The sequence below is a fragment of the Mycobacterium vicinigordonae genome (assembly GCF_013466425.1).
Lineage (GTDB): Bacteria > Actinomycetota > Actinomycetes > Mycobacteriales > Mycobacteriaceae > Mycobacterium > Mycobacterium vicinigordonae.
Genome location: NZ_CP059165.1, coordinates 4,445,634 through 4,463,805, shown reverse-complemented (window position 1 = coordinate 4,463,805; position 18,172 = coordinate 4,445,634). Strand labels below are relative to the sequence as shown.

Sequence of the window (18,172 nt, the reverse complement as noted above, 5' to 3'; positions counted from 1 at the left end):
CTTGGAGGTCGGAATGTCGCTATCATAATATAAATAGCAACGAAGCCCAACGATCGGGTCCGGGAGGCGGTGAGTCAGCGATGCCGCAACGCCGATTCGTCTGTCCGATCGAAGAACTGCCACCCGGAGCGATGAAACTGGTCGACATCGGCAAGTTCGGGGTCGGCGTGTACAACGTGGGCGGCTCACTGCATGCGATCGTCAACTACTGTTCGCACGAGGGTGCGCCACTGTGCCAGGGGCTGCTGGGTGGCACCAACGAACCCGACCCCACCCAACCCGACGGCCTGCGCCGAGTGCGCGAGGGCCAAATCGTCCGATGCCCTTGGCACAATTGGGAATTCGACATCACCACCGGCCGCAACCTGGCCGACCCGAACCGCCGCGTCCGGACCTATCCGGTCGACGTCACCGACGGGGAGGTATTCGTCACCGCATGATCATCGATACAAACGTGCAACCGCACTTCCGCTACAACGCCGAAATCCGGCGCTACCTGCCGCCCGCACACAAGCTGCGCTCGATTCCCGACGTCGAACAGCAGTGGTATCAGGCGCCTGGCGGCGATTACCGCGCGGATCTCTACCAAGAGGGCTACCCCGGATCGGATCCGGAGATGGTGAGCCGGCACCTGTTCGACGAAGCCGGCGCAAGCCACGCGATTCTCAATCCGCTGACCCGAGGCAACATCGCCGACTACCTGCTCAACAGCAGGATCTGCGCGGCCGTCAACGACTGGTTGCTGGACCGTTGGCTAGAACCCGACACCAGCGCCCGCTTCCTGGGCACCATCCGGGTCAACCCCGAGGACCCGCGGGGGGCGGTCGCCGAGATCGAACGCCTGGCCCCGCACCCCAAATTCGTCCAGATCGGTGTGCCGCTGCAGTCGCGGGAGCCCTTCGGCAAGCCGATGTTCGAACCCATCTGGGAGGCTGCCGCCGCGCACGGCCTGCCGGTGGCCGTGCACATCAACGGCGGAAACGGCGTCGACTATCCGCCGACGTTCGCAGGGCACGCGCACACCTATCCGGGCTACGCGGCGTTCATGCCGCTGAACTACTTCGTCCACCTCGCCACCCTGATCGTCGAGGGCGTCTTCGGTCGTCATCCAGGGCTCAAGTTCGTGTTCGCCGACGGCGGCTATGACATCCTGACCCCGCTGATGTGGCGGCTAGATACGTTCTGGTTGTCGATGCGCGATCAGACACCGTGGGTCGACCGCTATCCCAGCGAATATCTGCCCGGCCACGTCAGGTTCTGCTCGTCGGCGTTCGACGGGCCCGTCGATCCGGGTCAGGCAAGTCGCTGGATGGACTTCTCCGACAAGGGTGACTTGGTGATGTACGGGTCGAGCTACCCGCACTGGTCCGCTACCTCCGCCGAGGCGACGGCAGCCGGGCTGGACTCCGCGCTTCGGGAAAAAGTCTTGTGGCGCAACGCCAGTGAGCTCTATGGGCTGGCGGTGACGGAAGGAAGCACACCGTGACGATCGTCGAGCGGATAGAACAGGAAACCGAGCGAGAGATCGCGGTGACGATCGTCGACACCGACGTCCACCCACTGCCGGTGTCTGCCGACGTGCTCAAGTCCTACGCGCCGGCGGAATGGGTGGACAAAATCTGGCCGACCGGCAACGCGGTCAGCCCGGTGCCGCATTTCTACGACACCCCGGACTCTTTCAAGACGTTCTCGCTGCGGATGGATGCCAAGCCGCCGACCGGGGGAGTGGCCGGCAGCGATCCCGACTTCGCCGCCCAGCAACTGCTGGTCGATGCCGGGGTCAGCATCGCCTCACTGGAACCGATGTGCGATGCGCAGCTGCCCCAGGCCGAACATGTGCTGAAGTCGACCTACAACGACTGGCTGGCCGACGTGTGGCTGGATAAGGGCAACACCCACGGCCGCTGGCGCGGCTCGATCAGCGTCAGCGCACAGACCCCCGAGCAGGCCGCACGCGAGGTTGAGCGGTGGGCGGGCCACCCCTACATGCACCAGGTGCTGATAACCCCGCAAACACGCGGAATACCTTTCGGCAACCAACATTTCGATCCGCTGTACGAGGCCGCGGCGCGCCACGGGCTACCGATCGCGACGCACTTGATGGGTCAGACACCCTTCGAGCTGATTCCGCTGTACCCGGTCGGCAATCCCGCGCACTGGCACGACTTCTTCGCGTCATGGCCGTTGCTGTACGTTTCGCACCTGATGAGCCTGGTGTTCGACGGCGCCTTCGACCGTCACCCCGACCTGCGGGTGGTCTTCATCGAGGGTGGCTTCACCTGGGCGATGCCGGTGATGTCGCGGATGGACCGGATCTGGGAGGCCCGCCGCGGAGACCTGCCGCAGGTGCGCCGGCGGCCGTCGGAGTACGTGCGCGAGCACGTCCGATTCACCACTCAACCACTCGAGGACGTGGACACCGTGCAGTTCCGCGAATACCTGGAACTGATGGACCTGGGCGACAATCTGATGTTCTCCACCGATTACCCACATTGGAGCTACGACTCCCCGACGTATGCAATCAACCGATTCCCACGTGAGCAGCGGGAGCGGATCATGTTCGGCAACGCGACCGCGCTCTACGGACTACCGGCGACCGTCAAGGCGCTGCCCGGGGAGTCGGCGGCCGGCGGTGATGACCTCGATTGATGCGCTGATCAGGCCAGGTCTACCTTGAAGAGGGTTTTCGGCTCACCGGGCCGGGCCATCGAACCGGAAGACAAGAGGGCATGACGCAAACGAATGTCACGCGGCCGCAAGGCCTCGGCCGTATCGACCCGGCGTTGCGGGCCGCCGCCGAAGATCTGGGCGTCGTCGAATTCAGCACCGAGAGCCTGCCTGAGGAACGGGAGCGGGCCAACCGCGCTGCCGCCGAGCGGGCTGCCGCCGCCGACACCGCCGGTGTCAGCGTCGAAACACGCACGATTGCCGGCCCGGACGGCGATCAACTGGACATTCGGCTGTATAGGGGCGGCGGCACCGGCGCGCTGCCGCTGGTGATCTACGCCCACGGCGGCGCGTTCGTGACCGGCAATCTGGACACCGACCACGCGCACTGCGTCGAGCTGGCCAGCGATTCGGACACCCTTGTGGTCTCTGTCGACTACCGCCTGGCACCCGAGCACCCCGCGCCGGCGGCGCTTAGCGACGTGGAGGCGGCGCTGTACTACGCCGTCGAACACGCCGCGGCACTGAATGCCGACGCCAGCCGCATTGCCGTGATGGGCCGCGACGCGGGCGCCGCGCTGGTGGCCGGTCTGGCCCAGCGCACTTTCGACGACGAAGGCCCCAAGATTCTGGTGCAGATTCTGCATCAGCCGATGCTGGACTCGGATGCAACGCCGTCGCGGCGGGAGTTCCAGCGCACCCCGGGCCTGAACGGTCAGGCGGTGAGCCGTGCCTGGGGCCACTACCTGGGCCACGCCACCGCCAATGGCCAGCATGTGCCCGCGCACCGCGCGAATCTGGAAGGGCTGCCACCGACATTCGTCAGCTGTGCCGACATCGATCCCTGTCGCGACGAGGCCATCGACTATGCGAACCGCTTGCTGCACGCTTACGTGCCGACCGGGCTGCACGTCATCGCCGCGACATTCAACGGCTTTGATTCCGCAGAGCCGGATTGGGTTGTGTCTCGGGAGAACCGCGCATTGCACGCCCAGACGCTGCGACGCGCGTTCGCGTTGTAGCAGGCCCGTCGGCCCCTAAACCGGAGTGAACTTGGTGATCAGCCACTTCCCGTCGACCAGCGCCAAATTCACCAGCACGCTGCTGGCAGCCATCGACGGCTCCGGGCTTTCTTTGCTGCTGGTGCTTTGATCAACGAAGACGAGCACGACCGCCGACGTGGGATGTAACTCTTGCACTGCGGCGCGCACGACGCGGGCAGTGGTCTTCAGGGACTTCTGCTTGGCCGCCGGACCGATGATCTGCTGCGTGAACTGGTCGTAGTAGGACAGGAAGTCCCCGGACAGGTGCGCCCTCGCAGAAGCGAAATCCTTGTCGAGGCTGTCGGGTGAATAGGACAGCAGTGCCACGGTTCCGTCGGAGGCCGCGCTGATCGCCGCCCGCGCGACGCGCTGGCTGGTTTGCTCGTCCGGTCGGTAATAGAGGAAATACAGCCAAACCGCGATGCCCCCCGAGATCAGCACCATCAGCGTCAGGATCACGGCGACGGGTTTGACGGTGATCTGGCGTTGCCAGAGGTCGCCGCCCCACCTGCGTTTCGGCGTGGCGTCGGCAGCCGGGTCGACGGGGGCGTCCGAGTCGGCCGCCGCAGCCTCAGGGTCGGTTTCGGTGAGCTCGGGGTCAACGTCCACGGCATCGGCGGGCTCCAAGCCGTCCGCAACATCGGACTCGACGGTCTCGCCAGCATCCGTCTCGGCGTCTGCGCCGGACGTCTGGATCACTGCCGTCTCGGCGTCTGCGCCGGACGTCTGGATCACTGCCGTCTCGGCGTCTGCGCCGGACGTCTGGATCACTGCCGTCTCGGTCTCGTCGTTCTGGGCGGTCTCCGCGGCGGCATCGTCATTCTTGGTCAGCCCGGTCTTGTCCACGTCGTCGCTCACGGCACGAACTCGACTTTCGACATCTTGTACTGCCCGTCCTCCTCCGTCACGGTGACCCGCAGCCGCCATGTGCGCGGTTCGTTCTTAGCACCCGCGGAATTGGTGACGCGGGAGGTGGCCGAAATCAACACACGGGCGGTGCTTCCCTCTATCGACTCGATGGCAGCTGCGCTCACGCTGCCCTCGGTCACCACCTTGGACTGCTCCACCACCTTGGTGAAATCGGTTGCCCGCTGCTGGAAGTCATCGCGGAACTCGCCGGTGGAGCTGTCGATGACGCGCTGCACGTCTTGCTTGGCACGGTTGAAATCCAGCGAAGTCATGTTGACCACGCCCTGCTTGGCACCGGCGATGAACGCCTCTTCCCGGCGCTGTTTGTCGGTGGCCTGGTGATGCCACCACACGCAAAGGATGCTGAACGCGGTGAAACCGATGGTCAGGAGCACCGCCACGACGGCGGCCACCGAGGACAGCTTCGGCTTTCGGATCGCTCTGCGTAGCCGCTGCCGGCGGGTCGGTTCGGCCGCTAGAGCGGGTTCAGCAGCTTGGTCGGAATCGCTGTAGTTCGTCGACTCGTCGTAGTCTTCGGCCTCGTATTCCTCGGCCGGCTCGTACTCGTCCGAGTCATCGTAATCCTGGTACTCATACTCGTATTCGTCGTCGTCCTCGACCTCGTCGTCGTACTCGTCGTATTCGTCGTCATCGACTTGGTCATCGTCGTCGTCATCCCGATCCGCGGCGGCGAGCGCCTCGCGTCGGAGCCGGGCTGCGCGGGCCTTGGCGCGCGCCGCGGCGGCCAGCGCTTCGGCCTCGGCCGCTTCGGCCTCGGCCTCGGCGGCAAGCGCCAGCACGTCAGCTTTCGATGGCACCGCATCGTCGGTCGTGTCAGCCATTACGGCCACCGCTCGTCATTATCGACTGAACTCCGGTATCTCTTACGGTATCGCCCATTGCTAACATCGGAGTCGCCAGCGACCCCCGTGAAGGACCGATAACGCGGATGATCAGCAACCCGAATTTTTCCCCAGACTTCCAACGCCGAGGCGCAGGAACTCCGAGGAAAGTCCGGCCGTCGTCATGACCGCTGTCGACTCTCCCGAAAAGATACTCTTTAGCTCCACCACCCAAGCCTTTCTGTCCAAAGAAGCGTCGCTGCGTCACGTCCGGGACCTACATGCCGCCGGAGAATCGTTCGACGGAGCCTGGTGGCGGCGGGCCGCCGAACTCGGTTGGACAGCCCTGCTGGTTCCCGAGGAACTCGGTGGCGGCAGCGCCTCGGGTGACGGACTCACCGACTTGGCAATGGTCGCCGAACTGCTCGGCAAGACAGTGGCGCCCGGACCGCTTTACGCGGTCAGCACCGTGCTGGCCGCTCTGGTGGCCGCCAGCGGACGCGACCGTCACGCCGACCTGATCGAGGCGCTGATGTCCGGCGAGACGGTGGCATCGTGGGCGGTGTACGAACCGTGCCGCGGTTGGGCGCCGCTCGACCCGCGGGTCACCTTCGCCGAAGTGGACGGCGGCTACCGGATTGACGGCGTCAAGGACCGTGTCGAAGCCGCGACACAAAGCGCCGTGCTGCTGGTGGTGGCACGCTGCGGAGACCAGGTGCGCCAGTTCCTGGTCCCGACGAACGCGCCCGGAGTCCGGATCACGCCGCAAGAGTCGATTGACCTGGTCAAGCAATACGCCGAAGTGAGATTCGACGACGTGCGCCTCGACAGCGATTCTGCTGTCGGCAGCGCCGCTGAGACGCCGGCGCTCATCGAACGCCAGAGCCAGATCGCCCAGGTCCTGGTGTGCGCCGAGGCAGTCGGCATTTTGCAGACCGTCTTTGACTTCACCGTCCAATGGGCACTGGACCGGCACTCGTTCGGCCGTCCATTGGCGTCCTACCAGGCGCTCAAACACGGCTTTGCCGACATGAAGATGTGGCTCGAAGCGTGCCGGGCAACCACCGCCGCGGCGGTCGCCGACGTCTCCGTCGGTGCGCCCGGAGCGGGGCTCTCGGCCAGCATCGCCAAGTCCTATGTCGGCGAACTGGCCAGTCAGATCCTGCAGCGCTGCGTCCAGATGCACGGCGGCATCGGGGTGACCTGGGAACACGACCTGCACCTGTATCTGCGGCGAGTCACGTTGTATCGCGCCATGTTCGGCACGCCTGAGGAGCACAACCTCCGGGTCTACGAAATGGAGAGCCGATGACAGCTGCCGAATCGGTCGCCGAATTCGCTGCCCGAGCCCGGGTCTGGCTAGCCGACAACATGCCCGCGATCGACCCGGAGTCGCCGCCGGCCGCGCCCCGCGACGACGAACTGTCCTGGCGACGCGCCCGGGAACTCCAAAAGCGGTTGTGGGAAGGCGGATTCGCCGGGATCTGCTTCCCCCGCGAATACGGTGGACTGGGCCTGGACCCCGAGTATCAGCAGGCGTTCAACGTCGAGTCGCTCGGCTACGAGATGCCGCTGATCCTCAACGTCCCCACCTTCACAATCTGTTGCGCAACCCTGCTGGACACCGGCACCGAGGAGCAGAAAAGGCAGCACATCGCCGGGGCGCTGCGCGGCGACGAGATACTCGTGCAGCTGCTGTCCGAGCCCAGCGGCGGATCCGACCTGGCCGGCGTCATCACCCGTGCCGAACGCCAGGGCGACCGTTGGGTGATCAACGGCGCCAAGACGTGGAGTACCAGCGCGTTCGCCGCCGACTACGGGCTCTGCCTGGCCCGCACCGACTGGGATGTGCCCAAGCATGACGGTCTGACCATGTTCCTGGTGCCGATCAACCACCCCGGCATCACCCTGCGGCGCATCACCCAGGTCAGCGGCGGCGCCGAGTTCTGCGAAGAATTTCTGGACGGCGTGGACGTCGGCTCCGACGCCGTGGTCGGCGAGGTCAACGGCGGATGGGCAGTTGCATCGCGACAGCTCTACCACGAGCGGCGCGCGGTCGGTCAGGGCTCCGAATTCGCCAGCGGCTCCGGCAACGAAGGTGGTCACACCATCCCGGTGGACTACCACGAACTCGCGGCGACGACCGGGCAGGCCGATAACGAGCGCGTGCAGGAGATGGCCGGCCGGGCGCTGGTGCACCGGGCCGTCGCCCAGCAACTCATCAACCACGTCTCAAGCAGTGTCCGCGACGGCGGACTGCCGCCGGCCGCGGGATCGCTGATCCGTCTCTTCCACGCCGAGACCGTCATGTTGGAGATGGACACCGCGCTGTCGATCGCCGGGCCGGCCGGGGTGGTGGGAACGGTGGGCCAGGGACTGCAGACCGGGCTGCGCTACCTGTCGCGACAGTCGGTCGCCATCGGCGGCGGCACGACCGAGATGGCTCGCAATGTCATCGGCGAACGGGTGCTGAACTTCCCGCGCGAGTACGCCGCCGACCGCGGAGTGCCCTTCAATCAGGTGCGGCACGGCCGGTCGCGTTGAACCTCAGGTTCAGTCCTCGACGAGGATGTCCTGGGCCTCGCCACCGCTAACCGGGATCTGAACCAGCGACAAGACGTGGTGGGCGGGACTGCCCGGGGGTGCCACCAGCACACAGTCGCCGCCCTGCCGGCGGGCACGGTCGCGTGCGGCGGCCAGCGCGCTCACCCCCGCTGAGCCGAGGTGCGTGACTGCACTGAGATCGATCGTCAAAGACGCTATCCCCGAACGGCTTTCGACCGCGATCTGCCGATCCAGGGTGGAGGCGGTATGAGAGTCGACCTCGCCGCGCACCACGATGCGGCCGCTCTCGGCGACCAGCGAGACGAATTCGCTGTCCACCGCTCGCTCGAAGTTGACCCGGCTGACCACCGAGTCACTGACGAAGGTCGCCGGACGGGTGAGACGATGGGTGAGCGTCGCGGTGGTGCCGTCGGGCCCGTGCGTGACGTGCGATTCGGTCACCAACGCTTCAGCCATCGCCAGCCCGCGCCCGCGGCCACGCTCGCCGTCGCGGTGGTCCTTCCAAGTGCCGCGGTCGATCACTGAGGCCCGCAGCATGCCGTCGCCGCCGAGCTCCGAGCTGACCACGATGCCGTCGGGAACGTTTGTGCGGTAACCATGTTCGACCGCGTTCTCGACGAATTCGGATACTGCGTGCACCACGTCGGAGATGTCACCGGGCTCGGCGCCGATCTCACTCAACCATTCCCGCAACGCGGCCCGCACCCTACGGGCGGCGTGGATGGTGGCGTCGGTGGTGATGTGCAGCGGGGGCGTGACGGGTCGGCGCTGGGCGGCGAGCAACGTGACGTCGTCGTTGTAACCTGTTGAGCGCAAAAGCAATTCGAGCGTCTCCGAACAGAGTCGATCGATCGGTCGGGCGGGCGCATCGATCACGAAGCCGCCGGTACCACCGGCGATGCCGGCGGCGAGATCGGCGAACTCCGCGGTGCTTGCTTGCAAAGGCCGGCCCGGGCGTTCGATCAGGCCATCGCTGTAGAGCAGGACGGCGTCGCCGACGTCGAGCATCTCGGTGCGCATCGGGAAGCCGGTGCCGCCGCCGAGTGGTCCCCCGCCCGAGGGTTCCAGGTAGCGCGATTGCGCATCGGCCGTCACCACCAACGGCGGTGGATGCCCGGCGGTGCAGTACTGGAATTCACCGGTGGCGAGATCCAGTGACCCCACACAGATGGTGGCCGACCTCGACCCGGGTACCTCATCGTGGAAGCGGTCGACCGCCGCGAGCGCTTCCACGATCGTGTGGCCGGCGGTGATCTGCATCCGCAGCGCGGTGCGTAGCTGCGACATCACCGCCGCGGCTTCGACGCCGTGCCCCACGACATCGCCGACGACCAGCACCAGGCGATCGCCCAGGGCTATCGAGTCGAACCAGTCGCCCCCGGCCGCGGTGTCTTCGGCCGCTACCAGGTACTCGGCGGCGACGTCGGCACCGGGAATGATCGGGACGGTGGCTGCCAACAGCGCCTGCTGCATTACCGTCGCCGAGTCGCGGACACTGCGGTAGCGCTCAGACAATTCCTCGACCCGTGCTTCAGCCGCCTGCCGCGCAGCTACCCGGGCGGTGACATCGTCGAACACGAGTTGCACGCCCTCGATGCGCCCATCGGCAGCACGCCGGGGTGTGACGAGAAAATCGAAGAAGCGTTCTTCCAGGCCCGCGCCTTGAAGGTCAACCTGCAGTCGCCACTCGGTACCGGTTTGCGACTCTCCGGTGTGATAGACCCGGTCGAACATTCCGAAGATCTGTTGACTGGCTAGTTCCGGATACACCTCTCTGGCGGGTTGGCCCACCAGCTCCTTCGATGGATTGAAGGCGCGAAAGGCCGCGTTCGCGGCGATAAAGCGGTGGTCAGGACCTTGTAGGCCAACCACCATGGCTGGGATGTTCTCGAATACGCGCCGCACGTCCAGAGCCGTGCCTACAGCCTTATCCCAGTCCATTTCGGCCGTCATCTGGCCGTACCTCCCGCGGACCGAAGTAGCTAACAATGCGCTGACGCCAACAGTCCAGCAACATCAAACACATTAGCAATCCGGGACGCCGAAACGCCTCACCCAAATTCCGCCAGCACGGCCGGCGCGATCGCGGCTAGGCCGCTGCCAGCGCGGCTTCGGTCGTCGGATGAACGGGCAGCACGCCGCTGAACGAGCAAGCATGCACGATGCGACTGAGCGCGGGGTTGTCGCTGACCATGCGCAGTGTGATGCCGCGCCGGCGGCAGCGCTCGGCTTCGTCGGCCAGCACGGTGAACGCACAACAGCCCATGAATTCAAGTCCGCTGACATCGACGATTAGCGGCCCGGGTTCGACGGCGACGGCCGCGGCCTCGCGCAGCAGACCCTGCCAGGTGTGTTCGTTGGCAGCGTCGATCTCACCACTGGCCCGGATCACCACCGCGGAGCCGTTGCGCACGGTGGTCGCACGCAACGTACTCGTCGGTCCGCCCAGCTCCGAAGCCAGCCGACGGCTGAACGGTACCGGGATCGAAAACGACTCGGATGGTCCATGGTTCATCAGGCACCCCCATTGAGGCCCGCACCGGACTATCTCCCCGATAGATATCAGCTGCGCGCCAGAAGAAAACGTGATGCCTTTTATATAGCAGAGACCGCGTCCGGTTTAGGCCGATTGTGTATATCCAATAGAGGCTCACAGAAGAAACCTGTGGCCGGGCCGGGAACGGTCAGGTCGACACGACTCCCACAGTTGGCGACGACACCTTTGTCAGTCTCTTTGCCTTGCCGCCCAGGGGCTTTGCGGTGTCCTGCTCGCCAACCACGGAGGACTCGCGGCTGGGGTTACTGGGTCTTTCAAGCCGGCGAGATGCGGTCACTCTGAACCGAAAGCTAGGCGCTCTGTACCGGCCATGTGAGGAACGCGGTGAAATGATTCCCCTGGAACGGACGGACGTGCACACAGCACTTGAGCGTTTTGCCTGCGGTCTTTACATCAAAGTCGGTTGCAAAAATGCGTGCTGCTTCGGGTCAGCGTAGGTCAGGCTCGCCGACGGGTGTGGTCGGGCGCCCGACGATGGCGAAGTTGACCGTTGCGGTGGCGGCTAGTTCGCTCTCGCTGTCGCCGAAGATGTCGATCTGCATGACCAATGAGCGGCGGCCCGCGCGCAGCACCCTCGGCACCGCCCGCGCGGAACCGTGCCGGATCGGGCGTAAGTAGCGGATGACGAGGTCGGAAGTGGTCATTGCGGTGCCGGGTTGCAAATACTCCAGCCCGAGTTGGCCGCCGGCCACGTCGGCCAGCGTGGCGATCAGGCCGCCCTGCAGTGCGCCGGAGGTGTTGACCACCTGCGGGCTGACCGGCATTGTCATTGCGAACTCGCCATCAGTGGCGCTGACCGGACGCAGACCGATTCGGGCGAAGAGTTCGGCGAGCGTGGGTTCGGAGGTCTCGTCGTCGGTGTCGCGGATGCCCAGCGCGCGACTGCAGAAATCGTAGATCTGGCCGGACTCTATAGGCGTGCCGTTCAATTCGGCACCCAACCAATGCAAACGCATCGCCCCGATGATCGTCTGCATGGCGATCGCGGACGCTGCCCCGACATCGAGCGCGGGGTCGAAAAGCCCCTCGGTAATGCCCTGTCCGACGATGTCGCGCATCAGCCGGTGCAATGGGGACAGCACCCGGGCGTAGTCGCGGGGGCGGGTCTCGGCCAAGTGCTGGTTGTAGAGGCTGAGTGCACGGTTGAGACTGTCCTGGGTGGTGGACTCCGGCTGTGCGGTGGTCCGGTCAATGACGAGCTTGAGCGCCGCGGTGCTGTTCAGGCCGGTGATCTCGGCGCGCCACTGCTGGGCGGCCTGAGCCATGGTCCGGTCGAACAGAGCCAACAGCAGTTCGTCCTTGCTCGCGAAGTGCTGGTAGAAAGCGCGCAGCGAGGTCTTGGAGCGGGCGACCACCTCTTGGACGGTGAAATCGGTGCGTCCGGTTTCGCCGAGGATTTCGACTGCGGTCTTGATGAAGCGGTCGGCGCGGGTGGTTTCGGCTTCGTCGACGGGGTCGGCCATGGGCGGATTCTCCTCTGCGAGAGCGCTGCGACGACGCTTTGAGAATCAGGTTACCGCGCCGGTGGTCGGCGTGGCTCGGCGCGCAGAGAGTTGCCGGCTACCTGATAGGCCCGCTTGACGCACCCGATCAGTTGCGCGAGCCCCGCGGACGGCCACGCCGGCGCGCCGGAACGTGGTAGCCGCCGCGTTCGGCAATGACCCGCAAGCGCCGTAGGGCAAAGTCCCGCGGGCGGCCGGACTCGGGGATCACCACGCCGGCCCACAATCCCTCGACGTTGGGGTCCTGGCAGGCCTCGGCGGCGCACAGCCACCGGCGCGGGCAGGCCAGGCACAGTGCCTTGGCTTCGTCGTCGGGTTCAGCCGTGGTCCACCGGTCGGGATCGGCGCTACACACCGGCACGTACTCCGTCAGTGGCTTGGACGACGGTGACAACGGTATTGCCGCTGCGGTCATGGTTTCCCCTCCAATTCTTTCGCTCGAACCCCTCGATGCGACGACTGTAACGACAAGTTGGGAGAAGTGCAACAGATAAAACGTAGCAGCTACGGAATTACGGTAGTGGGCGATTAGTGGTGAGGCGCCTCTACCCCAACTAGGCAGCGGTGAGCACGGCGCCGGGAGGTGTTCGGGGTTCTCGCAGGGGGAAGATTTGGGGTCTAGTGCCGGTGTGTAGCAGGAAAGATGTAGCATCTACCAACGCAGTGCTAGAGGAAGGCTGTAGCGATGCCCGAACCATTCGGGAGTCCGGAGCCCGGGGAGTAGCGCGGTGATACCTGAGCAGGCCGTGTCCGTGCCGACCCTGGTCGTCCGCCTCGGTGACGACGAACACGTCGTGGATCCGACGGCCGGTGTGGCCGTCATCGGTCGCGACGCGTCGGCCACCATCCGGCTCCCCGACGAGCGCATCTCGCGTTGGCATGTGCGCCTGGAGCCACACCACGACGGGTGGCACGCCATCGACACCAGTACCAACGGCATGTACCTGGATGGCGTACGGCGTAGCTCGGTGCAAATTTCAGCGCCCACCACCCTTCATTTGGCCAACGCCGAAGGATTTCCGGTCACCCTTACGCCGGGTGCCGCCCCGGACACTTCCCGAGACGTCACCGGCGTGATCGATTTGCCCGAGGCCGACGAGGACGAGTGGTGGGAGGCCGACGTCGACCCTGGTGTTGCGCGTGCGGGTCAGGCGGTCGCCGCCCGGCGAAGCGAACTCGACATCACCCAGCGCGGCCTGGCCAAAGACAAGATCATCAACGCCGGCACCCTGATCGCCTTCGAGAAGGGCCGCAGCTGGCCGCGCCGTGGCACGTTGGCCAAGCTGGAAAAGGCATTGCAGTGGAGCCCGGGCACCATCGCCCGCATCCGCAGCGGGTCCGCGGTTATCCCGATCGCGGGGACGGTCACCGCCCCTACGACGGCACCCAGCAAACTTCCCGGAGCCGGCGAGGAATCCACCGAAGTCCTGACCGACACGGTCCGGGCGCCGCTGATGGCCGAAGCTGTCGAACTGGCCATGCACACCATCAGCACGGCAATATCCGATCTGCCCGACCCGAGCGAACCGGCGTTCACCCCGAAGGTCACCAAGATCCTCGCCGACCTGCGCAAGCTCGAGAATGTGGCAGCCACCGCGGCCCGCAACGCCAAGGGCACCCCATCGGTGGTGTTGGCGCTGAGCAGTGTTCGCCGGGCCTACAACGACATCATGGCCCGGGCCGCCAAATCACCGGCTGCGACGCTGGGCCAGCGGTTGTACGGCGCGCGGCACCGCGCTGAACTCAGCCTCGACGAGGCCGCCGCGGCGGCGGGCCTGCCTGCGAGCTTTCTGGCAGACGCCGAAGCGGAACGTCCCATCCCCGAAGACGTTGCCGCGGCACTCAACACACTGATCGGGCAACTGTCGATCAGCTGATACCTACTGCGACGAGCCCCGATAAGGCGTCTCGAATGCCACGGTCTGCTGCTGGGCCGGAGATGGGGCATGGCCGGCGCTGGGCACCCCGGCGGCGGGCGCCGCGGTTTGCGCCCCAGGCGCCGGGGCGCTTGCGGGAGCTTGGTCGCCGATGAATTCCGCGTAGCTGGCGCTCTGAAAGGCGGCGGCACGCCCGGGCTCCGATGCCGAGACCTGTTGGGTCTGCTGGGCGTGCGCGGTACCGCTCTCGTATCGGGTTTCGGCGTGCTGTTCCTGCTGGTACTGGCCGTAATACTGCGCGGCGGCCTGCGCATACTGTTCGGCATAGGCGGCGTACCACGCCTGCTGTGGGTCGGCTTCGGCCGGCTGGTTCAGCAAAGCCGCTACGGCGATCACCGTCTGCAGCGCGTTGAGTACGACGACGACCCACATCGCCCATCCGGGCTCAACACCGTCGGGAACGACGATCGCTCTGGATAAGGCGTCCAGGAACCCGATCGCGGCCAGCGCAGCGATGACCTTGCTCGCCGGCGTCTGGCGGGGCAGCAGCCCGAACACCGCAAGCAGACCCGCCAGCACCGCGAACCGAACATCCCAATCGATGCCGCCGACGGCGAGCATCGGCCCGAAACTCACCAGGTAGGAGGCCAGGCCCAGAACCGCGACGGCCAGTGTCAAGCGGCGCTGCGTGTCCTTGCCCGCGGAGTCCGGTTCGGCGGCCCACTGCGAATAGTCGCCGTAGTAACCGCCGGACGACGTGCCCGACGGGCCTGAGGGATAGGCCATGATCACTCCTTCAAACCGCCCCGAACGGGGTGACCTCGATTCACGCTAGCGCACGTCACTCCCGCAATTCGGCATCGTCACTTGTGTTTCAATCTTCGGCAGCGAACGACGCCTTGAGGTAACGCATCTCCTCATCTGTCGCCACCATCGTGACAACCGACGACCCGGCCCGAGTGCTCACCCTGACCGTGTCAGCGTCGAAGTCAAGCAGCTCCAAAGCCACGTCCGCATTGGCTGTCACCGCGGATTCGGGGGGGACGACCACGATTGAGGTCACCCCCACCCGCACCGACTGCTCGACCACGCCGTCGAACATCTCCACCGAGTAGTTGCGGTCGGCGCCGGCCTGCATCGAGCCGCGATTGAAATCGGCGACCCACAGCAGATCGTGGTCGTCGACCTCGTCGACCATGGTGCGCCACTTCGCCGGACGCCGCGTGTGCACCAGCACGTGTGCGCCGAGGGCCAGCGACCGCAGCACCACCTGCTGGGCTAGGTGCAAGGTTCCGGCGATCTCCACCCGCCGGATCTGCGGACCGAACAGGGCCAGGGCCACCGCGCGACCGTGCTCGTCGGCGCCGATGACCTGACCGCATCCGGAAGCCGGCACGCACAGCGCCCCGAAGTCTCCGACCGGATCCGCGGTCGAGGTCGAGTAGGCCCACTTGTCGATCGGCCGCGGTGGAGGCGGCACCGGCAGGCTCGCGGCCAACGCCGAATACTGGTGACCCCTCAAGTGCGTCAGGCCACGTAGGTTGATCCGGGCCCGGCCATGGGTGTCGAAACGGGCCAACCCCCGGATCGCGACGGGACCGCGGGGATCGTCGCGACGCAGCGACAGACTCATCGTGGTGGAGTAGCTGGGAATGGTCCACAGCAGACCAAGCCCGGCCGTGGTCAGCATGCGCGGTGTGACGGCGAAGCTGCGCAACCGGAATCTGCCTTCCCGGCAGGTCCGCCAGGTCTCCTCGACGGTTACCAGATCCACCCCGTCGGTGAGCTGGTTGGTGGCCTGGCCGATCTCGGCGGCCGTGAGCACTCGGGTGCGCAGGCCGCCTTCGGTCAGCCGGTTGGCCACCCGCCGGGTCGCAGTGGTCGCTGCGCGCAAGATCCCGTCCCGGCCGCCGCCGCGCCGGCGCACCGCGTCCGCGCACCGCGACGGGTCGAATCGCACGGCGATCCATACATTGCGCTGGGCGATCGCCGGCAGCGGACCCAGCACCGCGTCGTACACCGCGGCGACCTGGCTGTGTCCCTGCGACCGGGCGCCCTGGCTGATCACGTCGATGGAGTCCAAGGTGATGTCGAACTGCTGCAGACATTCCACCAGTGCCTGCACGGGCACGGTCTCACCGGAAACCGTGGTGCCCGGCTCCATGATGGTCATCGCCTGCGGGTTTTCTTCGATCTTCAGCAACGACATCAAAGTACTTCCGTCCCAACGGAAACCGACCAGAGCGCCGTCGGAGGTGGGTACGTCGAAGGGGTCGGCCAAGGTTTTCTTCTTGGCTCGCTTACGTCGCTGTCGCGAGAAGCCGGTGCGCAGTGCGACCAGCCGCGGCAGCGTTGTGCCGCGCAGCCGGACAACCAAAATTAGGGCCGCCACCAGCCCGACGGCACTGCCCTGCCAACCGGGAAACCCGATCAAGGGCGCTGTCACCGTTCCCGCGGCGACTAGCAGTTGCAGCACCAACAGGTCAGGCAGCGGCAAAAGGCGCTGCGCGGCGATGTCGATCGTCGAGCGCAGTTCGCTGGGTTCTGTTGGCGCGTCCCGGTCCCGGGACCTTGCTGCACGACGCGGCACAGACGGAATCCTAACCAGTGTGTGCAGGCAAAATTGGCGCGCATTTACGCCACGGCGTTGTTATACGCTACCGAGGCTCGGTGCTCGACCGACGCTGATGGGGGTGCTCATATGCCCGCGCAAGTCACGACGCGCGCGCAAGTCAACGGCTATAGGTTCCTGATTCGCCGGCTCGAGCACGCGCTGATTCGGGCCGACTCCCGAATGATCCACGACCCGATGCGAGGACAGATCCGGTCGTTGCTGGTGGGCCTGGTGGTCGCGATCCTAATCACCGGGGCCGCCGGTGTACTGGCATTCTTCAAGCCTTCGCCGAACATCGGAAACGCGCAGATCCTGCTCAGCGCCAACGGCGGCCTCTATGTGCGCATCGGCGATCGTTTGCACCCGGTACTCAACCTCGCCTCCGCCCGGCTGATCACCGGGAAACCCGACGCCGCAAAGTCAGTCAGCGACAAGTGGCTCAATCAGTTGCCCCGTGGCCCCATGGTGGGCATCATCGGCGCGCCCACCGGTATTCACGGGGGCGCCGACATGCGTACTTCGCTGTGGACGGTGTGCGACGCGATCACCACCCCCGATGTGTCCAAGAGCGTCGGTACGGCCAGCGTGCAGACCACCGTCGTCGCCGGTGATCTGACCCTTGACGACGACATCCGCCGGGCATCTTCGGCGCAGATGTTGCTGGTGCGCGCGGGCGACACCGTTTATCTGATCTTCGACGGCGTGCGCGCGGTGATCGACCCGTCGGACTCGGTCGTGGTCAACGCCCTGCACCTGCAGAACGCGCGGCTGCGGCCCATCTCCGGCGCACTGCTCAACTCGTTTCCGCTGGTGCCGCCGATTGGGCCGATGATCATCCCGGGCGCTGGCAGCGTTATTCCCGGTCTCCCGGCGACCTACCCGGTAGGCGCGATCGTCAAGACCGTCGACTCCCGCGGAGAGCAGCTGTATGTCGTACTTCCCAACGGTTTGCAGCCGGTCTCGCCGGCTGCCGCCGACATCATCCGGTACAGCAACCCCGCCGAAGCCTTGTCGCAAGGGGCCCACGAGGTATCACCGGCGGTGATCAGCCACGTTCCGATCGTGCACACCCTGCCGTTGGACCACTATCCGAGCGTGTCCCCACAAATCGTCGACGACGAGCCCGATCGGGTGGTGTGCATGGCGTGGGAGCGGGCAAACTCAGCCGCGCAAGCAACTGTGCGGGTGCTGGTCGGGCACCGGCTGCCGATCCCGGCCGGGGCGCAGCCAGTGGGCCTGGCCACCGCCGACGGCAACGGACCGGGCGTCGATTCGGTGTACGTCAAACCGGGCACCGGGGAATACGTCCAAGCCACCGGCGGAGGCACGGACAGCCGCGCGATGGGCCAACTCTTCTACATCTCCGACGCCGGAGTGCGCTACCACATCAAGGACCTGCCCACCGCGGCGGCTCTGGGAGTCACCGGCGTGCGCAATCCCGGCGACGACAGCGAGGTGCCGCAACTGGCTCCCTGGCCGGTCGTTTCGCTGCTGCCGGCGGGACCGGAACTGTCCCAGGAGGCGGCGCTGGTCGCGCACGACGGGATGGGCGCCGACCCGCGCGGGTTGAAGGTCGAGCCGCCGAAGTCCTGAGGC

At 66.1% G+C, this 18,172-nt stretch carries 16 protein-coding genes; 8 read left to right on the top strand and 8 right to left on the bottom strand.

Going from position 1 to position 18,172, the window contains the following annotated elements; translation table 11 throughout:
• The first annotated feature begins 80 nt into the window (after positions 1-80).
• From H0P51_RS19930 to H0P51_RS19915, 4 genes are all read left to right on the top strand, one after another.
• Positions 81-440 carry a Rieske (2Fe-2S) protein gene (locus tag H0P51_RS19930; protein WP_180914614.1) on the top strand — a complete coding sequence of 120 codons (360 nt, stop codon included), beginning with the start codon at positions 81-83 and terminating at the stop codon, positions 438-440.
• Positions 437-1,486, top strand: a complete 1,050-nt coding sequence (locus H0P51_RS19925) for an amidohydrolase family protein (RefSeq protein ID WP_180914613.1) — start codon at positions 437-439, stop codon at positions 1,484-1,486. The genes H0P51_RS19930 and H0P51_RS19925 overlap by 4 nt, the downstream gene beginning before the upstream one ends.
• Positions 1,483-2,649, top strand: coding sequence for an amidohydrolase family protein (locus H0P51_RS19920; RefSeq protein WP_180914612.1), 1,167 nt, complete (start codon positions 1,483-1,485; stop codon positions 2,647-2,649). The genes H0P51_RS19925 and H0P51_RS19920 overlap by 4 nt, the downstream gene beginning before the upstream one ends.
• Before the next feature lie 80 nt (positions 2,650-2,729).
• Positions 2,730-3,689, top strand: a complete 960-nt coding sequence (locus tag H0P51_RS19915; RefSeq protein WP_180914611.1) for an alpha/beta hydrolase — start codon at positions 2,730-2,732, stop codon at positions 3,687-3,689.
• Between the two features lie 15 nt (positions 3,690-3,704).
• Here the strand turns inward: H0P51_RS19915 and H0P51_RS19910 are convergent, their stop codons facing one another.
• Both H0P51_RS19910 and H0P51_RS19905 read right to left on the bottom strand, forming a co-directional pair.
• Positions 3,705-4,319: a hypothetical protein gene (locus H0P51_RS19910; protein WP_425489082.1), complete on the bottom strand. Its 615-nt coding sequence runs from the start codon at positions 4,317-4,319 to the stop codon at positions 3,705-3,707.
• A 245-nt stretch (positions 4,320-4,564) separates the two neighbouring features.
• Complete coding sequence (locus H0P51_RS19905; RefSeq protein ID WP_180914610.1) at positions 4,565-5,461, bottom strand: hypothetical protein; 897 nt, start codon at positions 5,459-5,461, stop codon at positions 4,565-4,567.
• A gap of 184 nt (positions 5,462-5,645) precedes the next feature.
• On the opposite strand from H0P51_RS19905, the gene H0P51_RS19900 reads away from it, so the two are divergent.
• Positions 5,646-6,773 carry an acyl-CoA dehydrogenase family protein gene (locus tag H0P51_RS19900; RefSeq protein WP_180914609.1) on the top strand — a complete coding sequence of 376 codons (1,128 nt, stop codon included), beginning with the start codon at positions 5,646-5,648 and terminating at the stop codon, positions 6,771-6,773.
• Positions 6,770-8,005 carry an acyl-CoA dehydrogenase family protein gene (locus tag H0P51_RS19895; RefSeq protein ID WP_180914608.1) on the top strand — a complete coding sequence of 412 codons (1,236 nt, stop codon included), beginning with the start codon at positions 6,770-6,772 and terminating at the stop codon, positions 8,003-8,005. The genes H0P51_RS19900 and H0P51_RS19895 overlap by 4 nt, the downstream gene beginning before the upstream one ends.
• Positions 8,006-8,014: 9 nt before the next feature.
• Here the strand turns inward: H0P51_RS19895 and H0P51_RS19890 are convergent, their stop codons facing one another.
• From H0P51_RS19890 to H0P51_RS19875, 4 genes are all read right to left on the bottom strand, one after another.
• Positions 8,015-9,979: a SpoIIE family protein phosphatase gene (locus tag H0P51_RS19890; RefSeq protein WP_180914607.1), complete on the bottom strand. Its 1,965-nt coding sequence runs from the start codon at positions 9,977-9,979 to the stop codon at positions 8,015-8,017.
• 136 nt (positions 9,980-10,115) lie between these two features.
• A complete protein-coding gene (locus H0P51_RS19885; RefSeq protein WP_180914606.1) occupies positions 10,116-10,541 on the bottom strand; it encodes an anti-sigma factor antagonist in 426 nt (141 codons plus the stop codon).
• 470 nt (positions 10,542-11,011) lie between these two features.
• Positions 11,012-12,046: a hotdog fold thioesterase gene (locus tag H0P51_RS19880; protein WP_180914605.1), complete on the bottom strand. Its 1,035-nt coding sequence runs from the start codon at positions 12,044-12,046 to the stop codon at positions 11,012-11,014.
• A 127-nt stretch (positions 12,047-12,173) separates the two neighbouring features.
• Positions 12,174-12,500 carry a WhiB family transcriptional regulator gene (locus H0P51_RS19875; RefSeq protein ID WP_180914604.1) on the bottom strand — a complete coding sequence of 109 codons (327 nt, stop codon included), beginning with the start codon at positions 12,498-12,500 and terminating at the stop codon, positions 12,174-12,176.
• Positions 12,501-12,837: 337 nt separating this feature from the next.
• On the opposite strand from H0P51_RS19875, the gene H0P51_RS19870 reads away from it, so the two are divergent.
• On the top strand, positions 12,838-13,962 hold the full coding sequence (locus H0P51_RS19870; protein ID WP_180914603.1) for an FHA domain-containing protein: 1,125 nt from the start codon (positions 12,838-12,840) through the stop codon (positions 13,960-13,962).
• A 3-nt stretch (positions 13,963-13,965) separates the two neighbouring features.
• Here H0P51_RS19870 and H0P51_RS19865 read toward each other — a convergent pair whose 3' ends face one another.
• Together H0P51_RS19865 and eccE are read right to left on the bottom strand one after the other, a co-directional pair.
• Positions 13,966-14,748 (bottom strand): DUF5336 domain-containing protein, encoded by a 783-nt coding sequence (locus H0P51_RS19865; protein WP_180914602.1) that lies wholly within the window; start codon positions 14,746-14,748, stop codon positions 13,966-13,968.
• Positions 14,749-14,836: 88 nt separating this feature from the next.
• The gene (gene eccE / locus H0P51_RS19860) at positions 14,837-16,552 is read right to left on the bottom strand and encodes a type VII secretion protein EccE (RefSeq protein WP_246398104.1); all 1,716 of its coding nucleotides are present in this window, start codon (positions 16,550-16,552) and stop codon (positions 14,837-14,839) included.
• A gap of 111 nt (positions 16,553-16,663) precedes the next feature.
• Between eccE and eccB the strand changes: the two genes are divergently transcribed.
• Entirely contained in the window at positions 16,664-18,169 is a 1,506-nt protein-coding gene (gene eccB / locus H0P51_RS19855) for a type VII secretion protein EccB (RefSeq protein WP_180914601.1), read from the top strand.
• Positions 18,170-18,172 lie beyond the last annotated feature (3 nt).

What these genes read in the sequence shown, in the direction of transcription:
- H0P51_RS19930 (WP_180914614.1), top strand. Translation starts at nt 81, where the DNA reads ATGCCGCAACGCCGATTCGTCTGTCCGATCGAAGAACTGCCACCCGGA.
- H0P51_RS19925 (WP_180914613.1), top strand. Translation starts at nt 437, where the DNA reads ATGATCATCGATACAAACGTGCAACCGCACTTCCGCTACAACGCCGAA.
- H0P51_RS19915 (WP_180914611.1), top strand. Translation starts at nt 2,730, where the DNA reads ATGACGCAAACGAATGTCACGCGGCCGCAAGGCCTCGGCCGTATCGAC.
- H0P51_RS19905 (WP_180914610.1), bottom strand. Translation starts at nt 5,461, where the DNA reads ATGGCTGACACGACCGACGATGCGGTGCCATCGAAAGCTGACGTGCTG.
- H0P51_RS19900 (WP_180914609.1), top strand. Translation starts at nt 5,646, where the DNA reads ATGACCGCTGTCGACTCTCCCGAAAAGATACTCTTTAGCTCCACCACC.
- H0P51_RS19895 (WP_180914608.1), top strand. Translation starts at nt 6,770, where the DNA reads ATGACAGCTGCCGAATCGGTCGCCGAATTCGCTGCCCGAGCCCGGGTC.
- H0P51_RS19890 (WP_180914607.1), bottom strand. Translation starts at nt 9,979, where the DNA reads ATGACGGCCGAAATGGACTGGGATAAGGCTGTAGGCACGGCTCTGGAC.
- H0P51_RS19885 (WP_180914606.1), bottom strand. Translation starts at nt 10,541, where the DNA reads ATGAACCATGGACCATCCGAGTCGTTTTCGATCCCGGTACCGTTCAGC.
- H0P51_RS19880 (WP_180914605.1), bottom strand. Translation starts at nt 12,046, where the DNA reads ATGGCCGACCCCGTCGACGAAGCCGAAACCACCCGCGCCGACCGCTTC.
- H0P51_RS19875 (WP_180914604.1), bottom strand. Translation starts at nt 12,500, where the DNA reads ATGACCGCAGCGGCAATACCGTTGTCACCGTCGTCCAAGCCACTGACG.
- H0P51_RS19865 (WP_180914602.1), bottom strand. Translation starts at nt 14,748, where the DNA reads ATGGCCTATCCCTCAGGCCCGTCGGGCACGTCGTCCGGCGGTTACTAC.
- eccB (WP_180914601.1), top strand. Translation starts at nt 16,664, where the DNA reads ATGCCCGCGCAAGTCACGACGCGCGCGCAAGTCAACGGCTATAGGTTC.